Raw genomic sequence first — 13,315 nt, 5'->3', positions numbered from 1 at the left:
AGGTTTAATAGATCAAGGCTTTCTCTTCAAACGTATGGACGTGGTCTTTCCGGAGGTGGCGATGCCACACAATGGATAGTCTGCCTTCCATAAAGGAGGGGATTTTTTCCATGCATTTCAGAGATGGACCTTGCTGCTGATCCATAACGGTCAGCTCCGTTTCAAGGGAACTGATCTCATTTTTCAGCGTGACCGCATAGCAGCCGGGAGCAGGGAGGGTATAATCCGGATGAAGCTTGAATCGCCCTCCATCCCAGTCGCATTTCACTTCGTAAAAGTGTCCAAGAAACTGCGGCAGCTCCTCCACGTTCCCGCTTAAGAGGTTTTTCCGGATGCGGGTGGAACTGATCTTTTCCCCATGGCACTCCACTTTCGCTACTTTGGTGACATCAATGAGTCCTCCGGAATCAGCTTTTAACCGATCCATATGTCCGGCTCCCTGACCGCCATACGAAAAATCAAAACCAGCGACTGCATGGACGACGCCGAGCTGAACCAAGTAATCTGCGACAAACTGATCGGGTGGAAGAGCAGCAAATGACTTATCGAACTCCACAATATAAAACGTATCCACACCAAGGTTTCGCAGCTTCTTCTCTTTCTCGGACAGAGGCATCAATTCGTGAACCCGTTCTTTTCCACCCGATAAAATGGTTTTCGGGTGGGGATAGAAGCTCATGACGGTTAAGGACAAATTCTTTTCCTTCGCCTTTTGTAAAGCTGTTTGGATCACTTTACAATGTCCGTGATGGAGACCGTCAAAATATCCAAGAGCGATAACCTTCGGTTTAGCTTGTTCCTGCCAATAGCGCAAATTTTTCCGGTTCAGATAAATCGTTTCCATACAGTCTCCTTTCTTGCCGCTCTAGACGGCGGCAGGCTGTTCTTCTAACAAGGAGCGATAGCGTCCGCTATAAAACACGAGCGGTTCGACATCTTCCAGGTGAATGTCGGTCACTTTTCCAATAAATAAGGTATGGTCCCCTTCAACATGCTCTGCCGATACTTCACATGCGATCTGTGCCACGGCACCCGGCAGAACGGGTTTTCCATCCAGGCGATGGAACTCGACTGCACGATGTTCCTTCAACTGACCGGCAAATATCATGGACAGTTCTTGTTGATCCGCTGCTAAAATATTGACAGAGAAGATCTTACTTTGTTTGATTTTGTTTAAAATTTTAGCTTTCTCTCCGATCGAAATGACAATGAGCTTCGGATCGAGCGACACGGACATAAAAGCATTCGCTGTCATCCCATGTACTTCGCCATTCTCTTCGGTCGCAATCACTGTTACACCTGTTGCAAACTTCCCCATTGCACTGCGAAATTGACGGTCATCCATTTCAAAATCCTCCTAATTATTGTTCTTATGTTTTTAATCATCAGATACTTTTAACTTTACCTATCCCCTAACTCCTCCGGAGAAACCAAACAGTTCTTTTCCGTAAGCAGCTACCGCATCTTCGTATAAAGAGGTCTTATGCGTAGCGACGGAGATGATATCTCTGAGGAACAATTCCATCGCACCGCCTTTATAGAGAGCAGCGCCTCCTAGTGTAGCTAGTGCTCTTACAGCGATATCTGTGCAGATCTTAATGGCTTTTGTCCGAATAGCAAAGAATTCAGCAGGGCTGGTCACAGCGCCATTTTTCTCATAGTTTTCTAATAGATAAATATATTTGTCTAGCAAGGCTTCTGCTGCATGAAATTCCGTTGTCATTTCAGCTAATACTCTTTGACTGCGAGGCGACTCACTTTCCCGTACTCCATCCATTAATCGGACCCGTTTTTCGGTTTGTTGTCTAAATTCTTGAAGGATACGCTCCGCACCTCCAAGGGCCATGAAGGGAAAACCGAGATAAAAAGCAGGGAAAAGTGGTACATGATAAAAAGGATAATCTTGATCATAATCTTCCTCAGGCGGTCTTCTCGTCGCCTCCGCAGCGTCGATGCGCAAAATTCGTTCCATGGGGACGTAGACGTTATCCGCAATGACTCGGTTACTTCCGCTGCCCCGAAGCCCAAAAGTATCCCAATTATTTATTACTTGAACTTCTGATGTCCTTAGCATCGGTAAACAATACACCGGCTTTTCGCTGTCAGGGAACTTAATCATGACGCCAACGCCTACCCAATCGCTATATAAGACACCACTGACGAAATCCCACTGTCCGCTGATCCGATACCCGTCGCCATCCTTTTCCGCTTTTCCTAATGCAGCAAAGATGTCACAGATCAGTCCGCCTTGACCCACGATTTCGTCACTCCCTTTTGCAGGAAGAAAAGCCGGCAGCATATTATGAAGGGGATACAGGTACGTCAGCCAAGCGGCAGAAATATTATAATTCGCCACCTTGCGAACAATATTTGCGAACGTTTTCAAGTCCACTTGAGGTCCGCCATACTTCTTAGGAAGCATCAATCTCGCGATTTGGGTTTCTTTTATAAGATTTATCACGTTTTCAGAAATCGTCGCATTTTCCTCGGCTGCTTGCGCTTCTTGTTCAGCTAGCTTCCCGATTCTTTCCGCCCCGGCTAATAACTGTTCAACCGTTACCTCTTCTTTTACAGCGATGTTACTCATTTCTATACACCTCTTTCGTTTATATTTCGTGCATTTCCAACTCGCTTATATCACTTACTTGCTGATATCTATAGTGTAATCGGTTTATTATGATCAAGATAGAACAAAGACTGTCTATGATTTTGTTGTTTATAGTAAGTTTTTGCTCGTAAATGAAAAGAAAAAAAGACCATCCGGAAAAGCCGGATGGCCGTAAAAAACACGTTTTCTAACCTTGTATATCTTTGGTTATCAATGTATTTATTTCATTTTCAGCTTTCTTCGGGCGAACAGCAACCCATGCCAATCCTCCAAAAACAAATAGAAGCACAGCGCACATCTGGAAAGACGAATGAAAACCTGCAGCTGGATTAGAAGAATTTTGAATAAGATATCCTGTAACATAAGGTCCAACTATACCGCCTAATGAAGTTAAAGCCATAAACCAGCCCTGAATTTTTCCATGGTGTTTCCTCGCAACCAGATCCGCTAAGATGGCAGGTCCAAGAACTAAAGTTAGACACCCAAGTGTTAACCCAAGAGATAAGAAAGCGATGGCCATAAAGTTCGAGCTCACGATCGTTCCAAGGATATAGCTTGCCGCACCTGCCATCAACACAGGTCCAAGCACAAACACTCGTCCCTTGACTACACTTTGCGTTTTATGATAAAGGCGATCAGATATCGTAGAGAATACAATTTGTGAAACCGTAATCAGAATCCAAGGCAAGGCCACCACGATTTTTAATTGTTCATCGCTTAATTGACGGACATTCTCCAGATAATTAGGAAGCCAGTTTAAACCAACGGTAAAGGACCAATAAGTAGCAAAACCGCATAAAGAAATAAACAGAAAATTTTTAGAAAGCAATGCTGATGAGAATTTGGTTTCCGGCTGGACGGAAGATCCACTTGCCATCTCGCTTTTTGCAGAGAATTCCGCTTCTGAATCCGCTTTCTCTTTGGCTAACCATAACCATAATGCGATCCAAATGACACCAACAATACCCGAAGCGATAAAAGCGGAACGCCATCCATATGTTAAAATGAGATGCATTAGGATGGGGGCGGATATGGCTACGCCGAGAGGTCCGCCTACGGATACCAGCGTTAAACCGATGCCCAGTTTTTCCTTAGGAAGCCATTTGGAAGCTGCGGCCATCGCTAAGGAGTAGGAAGGTCCTTCCCCCGCTCCCAAAATGATTCGAGTCACCAGCAGATAAGAATAGCTGCTTACGAATACCGTTGAAAACTGAACAAGTGCCCAAACGGCTGCCATTCCAGCAATCACTTTTTTCATGCCAAACCGGTCTGCGAGAGCTCCACCCAGAACGGCTGAAATCGAATACAAGAAAAAGAACACACTGCCTACAATTCCCCATTGCTCGGGAGTCAATCCCAACTCCTTGATTAATGGAACCGATGCAAATCCGATAATGGCCTTATCCGCATTACTGATCACAGTCAATGTGAATAAGAGGATAATCATAATCCAAGCTTTTTTGGTGATTCGAACGTCCTTTGCTTCCTTTTGAACCATAAAACAGCCTCCTTTTTTAACAACTATTTGTACCGCTTTCATAAGCTTCATCTGAGCTCTTTTATACCTTATCCCCGGTACTTATAGTGTATTAGGTTTGAATTATTCGAGATAGGACAAGGAGTGTTCATAAATTTATTATTTTCAGCTAGATTTTGTTCATTTGTATAAAGGGTTCAATAGAGGGATTTGGGAAGGTGATGACTAATTAGTGGAGAAATGACACTTAAGCTCATAATCAAACAAGATAAAAACGAAATAGATGGAAAAAATCCATCTATTTCATCCCTATCCGATCTATTTGGTCTTTTCACGACCATTAGTTGTCGTTTTTCCACCTATAGGCATAATATGGATAGCTTCTGGGCGTTTAGTTGGAGAATCTCCACTAATTCAAACCCTCGTGAGAAAACCTCATTACTCAATATCTAATTCACCTAAAGCGATCAAGGATTTGATGATCAGCAATAATTGATGCGTTTCATTTGGATCTCGCAGATCTTTTTCTAGCAAACTTTCTATCTTATTAATTCTATGACGCAGTCCGCTCATGGAAAGTGAAAGATCACTCATGGTCTGCTCAAGTTTCCCGCCATTTAACAAGAAACAGTATAACGTTTTAAGAAGTTCCACTACTTTGGGGTCCTTCGTGTTATATAAAGGTCCCAGCTCTTGCTCCGCCATCATTTGGATTCCGCTTATATTTTTTGAATTAATCAGCACCCCAACGATTCCTAATGAACGATAAGGAACAATTTTCTTCCTTAACGATAACCGTAAGGCTATGGTTGCTTCCTCATAATGTCTTGATGCGTTTTTAATATCATCACTCAAATTACTAATTCCAAACTTAAATTCACCTTGCGGATATTTTTGCATCATATCATCATGAAATTCTTTAATGACATCATAGATCGTAGAATTTTTGACGCTATCGTGCGTAATGAATAAAATCATGTTCCCATCGCGCTGCCCTACTAATAGATTGTGTTTCTTGGCATTGAAATAGCGAAAAGCGGTTTCAAAAATTTGTTCCTGCAAATGGAATTCTTCCTCAATCGATCCTTGCGTTTTCCTATATTCCATGACCGTTATATAATAAGGCTGTCCAAGGTCGAGCCCCGTATATTTTCCTCTTTTGATGATTTCACTTGGAGGATCCTTAGCATCTAAGATTTGCTCAAGAAAATTCCCCTTCATCCTCTCCAATGATTCAAACTTTGTCTTTTCATTTAATAGAATAAGAGAAGCCGCATTGGCCACCCGATCCAATAGCAAATAATCTTCCTCTGGCTTATTATTTTCCATGTGCTCGTAAACAAAGGCACAATAACCCAATACCTCCTTTTGGACAAGAATAGGAGTCATGAGACGTTCTTGAACGGCTGTTCTTATGATCTTTTTCCTAAAAAGCAAGGAGTGGTTTTCTTTTCTTTTTAACATATCCTCTGGTATATTTTCTTGGATATATTGTTCCATATCCTCTTTTAGTTCCAAGTATTTCTCATGCGATAAGCCCGAATGCGTAATGGTCTGAAAGTCTATCCCTTCAATAATGATCGGAATCTGAACCATGTCATAGACCATATGGGCGATCGTCTGAAGATCACTTCCATTAATAATCTCTTCCGTTAATTTATTTTGAAAATTGGCCGTACGCGCAATAAAATTCTTTTGTTCAACCAGCTGGTCATACGTATACTCTAGCTCTTTCACGATCGGCGTTTCATTGTAAACGTCCAGCTCTTCGTTCATGTCGCTTTCCCATTCCTTCTGGGTCTTCACGATCCAGCGGCACTCTGAATCGCCTTTTCCGACACAGGTGACTTCTTTGGCAAGCAGCGTTTGGCCAAATATCGTGGTCATAAAACCGCTTGCAAAACCAATCAGCGTATGGCAAACCTGAGTTTTTGATTGCCCTAGCCATTTAATATGCTCGGCTGCCTCATAAGAATCAATCCAAATGCCCGTGGAAAAGTAAGATAAAAGCTTATTGTCATCATCCAGCTCAAAGGTGCAATTTTGCTGTATTCCCTTAATATGGCCGGTTGAAATATGAGAAATAGGTCCATTCTTGATTAAAGCTTCCAACGATAAATCCGTTTTCATCGCTTCTTTGGCATCATTCACTCCCATTTCCCACCCAAAATTAAACAGGAAGCCTTTGATTCTCTCTATTCCAATATTTCGAACCAGCTGCTGCCGAAGAATCCCAAAAGCAGCCGAGGAAGTTAAAATCTTACGCTCCTTGACGTCTAAATCATGGTTGATTCTCTCTTCAGAAATATTAATGATCATTTTACCACCCTATTACTGTAATTGATGGGGATAGGACAAGTAAGAAAGCGGTTATTGTACAAACATTTTTATGAATTAAGTATAAGCATAACAAAGGCTTCTGTAAACTTGGGTTGGTTGGAGGGCATGGATTAAGTTTCCATGCGGCAAGAGAGGCTTTTCGTTTACGCAGTGATTTAACCCTGACAATGGCCCGCCTTACGCCCAAGATTTATAATTTTGCCAAGCGGGGTGGGGAAATCATGATCAAACACGGATGGATGGAAGAGCCTCCACCCGTTGAGGATAGAAAAGCACTAATTAAAGTGTAATTATTTTTTCTTTGCATATTGTTCTTGTTGCTGAAGTTCTTTATGACAGTAACCGAGAGGGATATTCTTCTGCATTGCGCTTTCCGTGCGAAAACCAGTATTTAAAATTTTTAAAGCAGTAGATTGAGAATGATACTGTTTGCAATATATACAGTAGTACATTTATTTACTCCTTTAAATTATCAATTCTCCATTGATAGATTAATACCAATTATCTAACTTCAGGTACGCTTTTGGCAAACCTCAATTTCGCTCATGAAAAGGGAAACATTTGGGCATACACCTTATTCATCTATATTTTATTGGATGGATGCTTTCTTTTCTGTTCAATGAAAACAAAAAAGTGTCCCCACGGACACTTTTTTAAGTTTTGTCGTCGAAATTTCCCGGAAAATGCTGAACAGGAGCTAAATAACTAAAGCTCCAGTTGTTCGATTTCCTGAACATATTTCTCATACTTTACTTTCCAGATATCCTTTCGAGATTCAACTGTCCTGCCGTCCAACAGGGCTTCAATCACATCCAAACAAACATCCCAACCGGCAATATCCTTCGGGGTATGATCCGTCATCTTTTTCAATCGTTCTATGAAAACCAATCGACAGCCTTCCGTTTCCGGATATAGCTCAAACCGTACGAGGTCTTCTCCCCACGTATATTCTAGAGCAGAATACATTTTAAGCTCTGTAATATCCATCTCCTCATATGTACCATCCTGCATGTCAAACTTAATGATTCCCCCTTCACGCAAATCATCGATATGGAGTTCAGGAAACCATTGTTTCAGTTTTTCGTTATCTGTTAAGAAGGACCATATCTCTTTTGCTGAATGCTTTAAAGGTCGTTCGAAGCGAGCAGTATAGCCATTTTCGACTTTTTTTATTTCGGCTGACAATGAAAACTCCTCCTCTTATAGTATTGTAAAGGTATCTTCTTTGGCGGGCTTGGCTTTCTATCTTACTTTTGAGGCACAATAAGCTTTTGTGCAGGATAAATGAGGTTTGGATTCTTTAGCTTATTTAACTTATGCAAAGCTTGCCACGTTGTACCGTATTTCCTTGCAATTTTGCTTAACGTGTCTCCAGGCTGAACAACATACACGCCAGATTTCTGCTCCTTGGATTTTACTGGTTCTGCCGGTTGTGCCGGTTGAGCTGGTTTAACCGCTTCAACTGGTTGTGGGGCTTCCACAGCCATAGCTTCGATCGAAATGCGTCCTTCTACAGCCGGAGCAATCGTTCCCTTGGCTTTAATATATTGGATGACGGCTTCGTCTAAAGCTGGGAAATCGCCCGTATAAGCTACGTCCTTAAACATGGTATAGTTATCCCCGCCAGCAGCCATAAAGTCATTGGTTCCCATCGCGTACGTTTTGTTCATGTCGATCGGCTGTCCTTGGATCATGATGGAATGAACGCGTTCCCCAGCAGGCTTGGTATCATCAATCTTGTAAGTCAAACCAGCCACGTGAGCAAAGGCTCCATGGTTTGCCGGATATCCGCTAGCCCCATTTTCAAGAGCGGCTTTTACGTCTTTACCCGCAATGTCTTTGGTTTGAATATAGTTTCCAAATGGAAGAACGGTGATCACTTCTCCCATGGTGATTTCACCAGCATCAATGGAGGAACGAATACCACCGCCATTGGTGATGGCAAAATCGGCACCGGTAACGTCTAGTATAGCATCGGTAATCAAGTTGCCCAGGTTGGTTTCCCCCTTGCGAACTTGGTCACGCTCACCGTCAAGAGCAACCGATGTGTTCCCGACAACTTCAGCAAGAATGGCTTCTTGGGCCGTTTCCACGGCATCGATGACCTTTTGCACTTCTGCGTCCGGCTCAATGCTCGCCGTCTCTTCTTTGGTAATCAAGCTATTATTCAAGCTAGCTAATTTTTTTCCTTTAAACTCAAGCTCAACGACCCCTAAGTTCTTCAGATATTCTCCGGCACTTACAATCTTCGTCTTGCCTACACCGACATTATCCAATGAATGGCTGTGCCCATCGATGATTAAATCTATGCCAGGAGCACCTTCCGCTACTTTGATACTCGTGTCGGTACTGGACTCATCCGTTCCTAGATGGGTTACCGCAATGACCGCATCTATCCCTTGCTTGTTAAGCTCGGCGACCATTTCCTTGGCAGCCTCAACCGGATCCGTAAACTTCAAACCTTCTACATTTTTCGGATGCGTTTTGTAATGCGTTTCTGGAGTGGATAAACCAAAGAAACCCAGTTTGATGCCATCCACTTCTTTAATCACATAAGGAGTTAATACGCGTTCCCCAGTTTCCTCGTAAATCACGTTCGCGCTTAGTACGGGAAACTCAACGATTTTAGCCAGCTCTAATAGACGTTCATACCCATAATTGAAATCATGGTTTCCCGCAGCCATGCCGTCATAACCAACTTCATTTAGCACCTTGGCAATGCTTTCCCCTTTCGTTAGCGTGGCAAAGGTTTGACCATGAAACGTATCCCCTGCATCTAATAGAAGGGTGTTGGCATTTTTCTCTTCTTGCTGCTTTACTAGCGTTGATAGTTTGGCAAAGCCCATCCCATCAAACTCCCCTTCAAAAACGCGGGAATGGGAATCATTCGTATGAAGCAAGGTAATCTTCGTAACCTTATCTGTTGCTTCGTTGGCATTCGCAAAAGCTGCTAGAGAAAAAGTGAGCGTTCCAGCAAGCACTAAGAAAACTAAGCGTCTCATGTTTGTCTTTTTCACTTTCATAACCTCCGTTAGTAAATTGTGCCCAAAAATTCCAATATCAGCCTAATTATACCATTTTATCTCTATTAGCTTGTAAAATTAGTGTAAAAAAATCAACGACTCAACCATTTGTGAAATATAGTCCGTCGGGAACGGTGCAGAGACGCAATAAATGAAAAATAGACGCAATTCCATGTAAAAGTGACGCAATTATTCCAAAATCGACGCAATAAATATCAATTTAGACGCAATCAGCAGGAGATCCGTCCAATCGCAGCGAAATATTCCTCCATCCCATGTAAAGGAGTGAAAAATTTGTTTATCCTGGAGCGCAGTTTCCCTATACCAGCCCAGAAAGAGGAGGCTCTGCTGAGGAGGTTACCCCAGACCCACAAAAAACGAGGGGCGATTGAAGATAGTCTGGAAAAAGCCAAAGCGGGTTTCCGCGGCGAAGTAAACCTTGATTATCATTTGAGCTTTCTTCCCGAAAAAAACTACCTCCTGTTTAACGGACTTCGGCTGATCTATGACCACAAGGCATTCCAGCTTGACAGCTTGCTATTAACCGCATATTTTGGCCTGATTATAGAAAACAAAAACATCGCTGGAACTCTTACCTTTGAAAAATTCAATCAAATGATCCGAATGAAGGACCAAAAGGAGCAAGGATTCCTCGATCCGATAGCCCAAGCCAGACGTCAGCTTCACCAGCTGCAAAAATGGCTAGACCTCCACAAAATCAAGCCTATTCCGTTAGATTACCTCATTACCATTAGCAATCCATCCACAATCCTAAAAACGTCCATTGAGCGAATCGGCCTTACTGACAAAGTTATGCATGCAATTCATATACCAGATAAAATCAAGGAACTTGAACAGAAATACATGAATCCAGCTTTAAGCCCCTACTATTTGCAAAAGCTTAGCCAGCTTATCCTCCAAGAGCATACACCAGCTCCCTTCGACATCCTCTTGCATTACCAAATCTCCAAAGAGGAAATTCTCAAGGGCGTTCAATGCCCAGCCTGCCACTTCCTTCCCATGGTAAAGGAAAGAAACCAATCCAACTGGCGCTGCCCCAACTGTCTATTAACATCCCAAACAGCCTACCAGCAGGCGATTGATGATTACTTTCACCTCATCAGCGCAACGATCACCAATCCGCAATGCCGTGACTTCCTGATTCTTCCCTCAAGGAACATTGCATACAAATTGCTTGCTTCTATGAACCTTGAATCAAAGGGATCCACGAAAGGCAGAGTTTATTATCGGCAGCATCGGGCTTGAAGGCAAGAATCTGGTCCTCCCCCACTATGACAAAGGCAGGTCAATGATAAAGGCAATCGTCCCCTCCTCGTATTTGACGTCGATCGTACCTTGGTGAAGTTCAATGATGCTCTTTGTAATTGCAAGGCCTAAGCCTGACCCCCCCGTATCGGAAGATCGCGAGGTATCTACACGATAAAAACGATCAAATAATCGATTGAGTTGAGTGACAGCCATTTCTTCGCATGCATTGGAGAACGTTATGCGGATCATCCGCTTCTCATGGTCCGTCTCAATGCTAAGCGTAATGTCACTGGGTTTTTGGCTATACTTAATGGCGTTGATTAAAAGATTTTCAAAGGCTCGCACTATCTTGTCAGGATCTACCCGGACTATGACCTTTTGAGGCGGATAGTGATAGTGCTTTTGGAATTTCACTTCACTGCTTTCGGCAAGAGGGTAGAGTTCATCGGTCAGTTGATCCAATAGTTCATTCAGGCAAACTTCCCTTTTTTCTAGCTTCGCTCCGGCATTTGACAACTTCGTATATTCAAATAGGGATTCTACCAGTTTTACAATTTGTTCTGATTTCGCATGGACGATATCCACATACTGTTCTCTCTGTTCTTCGTTTTCGAATTTTTTATCCTTTAGCAATTGCAAGTATCCCAGGACGGATGTCAGCGGAGTACGAAGATCATGAGAAACATTGGTGATCAATTCGTTTTTCGTTCGCTCGGCTTGACGCTCTTCTTCTATTTTGTCTTGAAGCTTTTCTGCCATGTAATTAATGTTTTCAGCCAAGGAACCTAACTCATCCTTGCTGCGCTGCGGAACACGGTAATTCAAATCGCCTGTAGCGATTTCCTTTAATCCATCTGCCAGATCCCTGATTTCCTGCATTCTTCTTCTCGTCATATAATAGAACAGCAGGATGAACGAAGCGAAGGCTAGCAGCGTAGGGATGAAGCTGTCATTTTCCTTATAGATGATATCCGGATGCGGAATGGCTGTGGCAATGAGATACATTTTCTCTCGGCTGATCGAGACCGGATAAAAGCTGGTATATTCCCTGCCTCTGTTATCTCCCTGATCATAATTTCGCTGATCCATCGCATTTTGGATGATGTTATGAATGTCCACTTGATTTTCTGTGGCTCTCTCCGAACGGAGGAGAACCTTTCCGTCCAAATCGGTCAGGAGGACTTTTAGATCTGAGCTTGAGAAATCATCCATGATCGCTTGCAGCACCTGTCCTTTGGTTAGAGGAGGCAAAATGGCCGTAACAGCTTCTGTATGTTGATCTTCTGATGAAGGTGGGCCCTGTTCCGCTTTCAGAGACAGCTCTACCGGCAATGCAAGCGGACTGGCCGGCTTCTCCTGTTCCATGACGGGGGCTGGAGGTACCGAGCTTCCTTGTTGGCCAGCGGGTGGAGTGGCTTGTTCTCCTGGAACCGGATTGGGGGGCTGCGTGCCTGCCCCTTCTTGTTTAGCTGGCATTGATGGTTGCACGGGAACCTGCTGTTCTCCAGCATCCTTTACAAGCTTCCATTTGTCAGGGTTTTGCTGGTAATAATTCCTTGCTCGCATATAAATATGGCTCTCTGTTCCCTGGCCTTCTATATCGCGAATTTCTTCCACCATTTCTTTGGCTTGTCGGTCGATGTTGGCAATACTGTACTGATACTCCAGCTCAGCATATCGCGTAACCGTAAAGGGACGAGCAATCGAAGCGACAATGGTGGAAGCAAGCAAACAAACGCCAAAAGCAATGATTAACTGCAAGCGAAGGCTTCTTTTGATTTTGTCTAATCCTACCGGAACCAGATCTTTTACACGTTGAGGAATGAGCTTGTTCAACAGGCGAAACGGAAACAGAAATACCCTTTTGACGAAGTTCCACATTTTATTTCTCAATTTTATACCCCACTCCCCAGACCGTTTTAATAAATCGAGGCTTTCGCGGATTTTCTTCGATCTTTTCTCTTATTTTGCGTATATGGACCATGACCGTATTGTCGGATTGGAAGAAGCCATCATTCCATACTTTTTCGTAAATGTGTTCCCCGCTGAAAACCATCCCGCGATTTCTGGCTAACAGCTCCAAAATGGCGAATTCGCGCGGCGTTAGCTTAATCTCTCGACCATCCACTGTGACCATGTGAGTATGATGATTAATGACCATATCGTCGATGACGATTTCATCCGGTTGTTGTTCCAACGGCCGTGAAAAACGCATATACCTTCTAAGCTGGGATTTCACTCTTGCCATAAGCTCGATCGGGTTGAATGGCTTGCTGACATAATCGTCAGCCCCCGTCGTGAGCCCAAGAATTTTGTCCATATCATCTGTTTTGGCAGAAAGCATAATAATGGGCATCTCTTTCCACTCCCTTACTTTTCTGCAAAATTGGATGCCATCCATTTTAGGCATCATGATGTCCAGGATAATTAAATGAATATCTTGCTGTTGAACGATGGATAAAGCTTCCTGGCCATTGGTGGCCATAACGACATGAAAACCCTCATTACGAAGATAAATTTCAATGAGATTCCGGATTTCTTTTTCATCGTCTACGATGAGAATTACTTCTTTCTCCATACCAGCCCTCTCTTCCTGAG

General features: G+C 43.2%; 12 protein-coding genes. 2 read left to right on the top strand and 10 right to left on the bottom strand.

Features of this window, described 5'->3' with window-relative positions:
- Positions 1-4: 4 nt before the first annotated feature.
- The 5 genes from ABLT31_RS27195 to ABLT31_RS27175 all read right to left on the bottom strand — a co-directional run bounded on the left by ABLT31_RS27195 (position 5) and on the right by ABLT31_RS27175 (position 6,404).
- The gene (locus ABLT31_RS27195) at positions 5-844 is read right to left on the bottom strand and encodes an adenylyltransferase/cytidyltransferase family protein (protein WP_367757767.1); all 840 of its coding nucleotides are present in this window, start codon (positions 842-844) and stop codon (positions 5-7) included.
- 21 nt (positions 845-865) lie between these two features.
- Positions 866-1,345, bottom strand: coding sequence for a flavin reductase family protein (locus ABLT31_RS27190; RefSeq protein WP_367757765.1), 480 nt, complete (start codon positions 1,343-1,345; stop codon positions 866-868).
- 60 nt (positions 1,346-1,405) lie between these two features.
- On the bottom strand, positions 1,406-2,587 hold the full coding sequence (locus ABLT31_RS27185; protein WP_367757763.1) for an acyl-CoA dehydrogenase family protein: 1,182 nt from the start codon (positions 2,585-2,587) through the stop codon (positions 1,406-1,408).
- Positions 2,588-2,795: 208 nt separating this feature from the next.
- Positions 2,796-4,106 (bottom strand): MFS transporter, encoded by a 1,311-nt coding sequence (locus tag ABLT31_RS27180; RefSeq protein WP_367757761.1) that lies wholly within the window; start codon positions 4,104-4,106, stop codon positions 2,796-2,798.
- Between the two features lie 417 nt (positions 4,107-4,523).
- Positions 4,524-6,404: a XylR N-terminal domain-containing protein gene (locus tag ABLT31_RS27175; protein WP_367757759.1), complete on the bottom strand. Its 1,881-nt coding sequence runs from the start codon at positions 6,402-6,404 to the stop codon at positions 4,524-4,526.
- Positions 6,405-6,517: 113 nt separating this feature from the next.
- On the opposite strand from ABLT31_RS27175, the gene ABLT31_RS27170 reads away from it, so the two are divergent.
- A complete protein-coding gene (locus ABLT31_RS27170; RefSeq protein ID WP_367757757.1) occupies positions 6,518-6,715 on the top strand; it encodes a DUF3231 family protein in 198 nt (65 codons plus the stop codon).
- On the opposite strand, the gene ABLT31_RS27165 is transcribed toward ABLT31_RS27170, so the two are convergent.
- The 3 genes from ABLT31_RS27165 to ABLT31_RS27155 all read right to left on the bottom strand — a co-directional run bounded on the left by ABLT31_RS27165 (position 6,716) and on the right by ABLT31_RS27155 (position 9,448).
- Positions 6,716-6,877, bottom strand: coding sequence for a DUF3973 domain-containing protein (locus ABLT31_RS27165; RefSeq protein WP_367757755.1), 162 nt, complete (start codon positions 6,875-6,877; stop codon positions 6,716-6,718). It abuts the gene before it with no gap.
- A gap of 253 nt (positions 6,878-7,130) precedes the next feature.
- Positions 7,131-7,610, bottom strand: coding sequence for an SRPBCC family protein (locus ABLT31_RS27160; RefSeq protein ID WP_367757753.1), 480 nt, complete (start codon positions 7,608-7,610; stop codon positions 7,131-7,133).
- Between the two features lie 62 nt (positions 7,611-7,672).
- Positions 7,673-9,448 (bottom strand): 5'-nucleotidase C-terminal domain-containing protein, encoded by a 1,776-nt coding sequence (locus tag ABLT31_RS27155; protein ID WP_462976540.1) that lies wholly within the window; start codon positions 9,446-9,448, stop codon positions 7,673-7,675.
- A gap of 180 nt (positions 9,449-9,628) precedes the next feature.
- Between ABLT31_RS27155 and ABLT31_RS27150 the strand changes: the two genes are divergently transcribed.
- The gene (locus ABLT31_RS27150) at positions 9,629-10,714 is read left to right on the top strand and encodes a nuclease-related domain-containing protein (RefSeq protein WP_367757748.1); all 1,086 of its coding nucleotides are present in this window, start codon (positions 9,629-9,631) and stop codon (positions 10,712-10,714) included.
- Between the two features lie 24 nt (positions 10,715-10,738).
- Here the strand turns inward: ABLT31_RS27150 and ABLT31_RS27145 are convergent, their stop codons facing one another.
- Together ABLT31_RS27145 and ABLT31_RS27140 are read right to left on the bottom strand one after the other, a co-directional pair.
- The gene (locus ABLT31_RS27145) at positions 10,739-12,598 is read right to left on the bottom strand and encodes a sensor histidine kinase (RefSeq protein ID WP_367757746.1); all 1,860 of its coding nucleotides are present in this window, start codon (positions 12,596-12,598) and stop codon (positions 10,739-10,741) included.
- Between the two features lies 1 nt (position 12,599).
- Positions 12,600-13,295 carry a response regulator transcription factor gene (locus tag ABLT31_RS27140; protein WP_367757744.1) on the bottom strand — a complete coding sequence of 232 codons (696 nt, stop codon included), beginning with the start codon at positions 13,293-13,295 and terminating at the stop codon, positions 12,600-12,602.
- Positions 13,296-13,315 lie beyond the last annotated feature (20 nt).

The organism is Ammoniphilus soli, from assembly GCF_040813775.1.
This window is presented reverse-complemented; position numbering and strand designations above follow the sequence as displayed.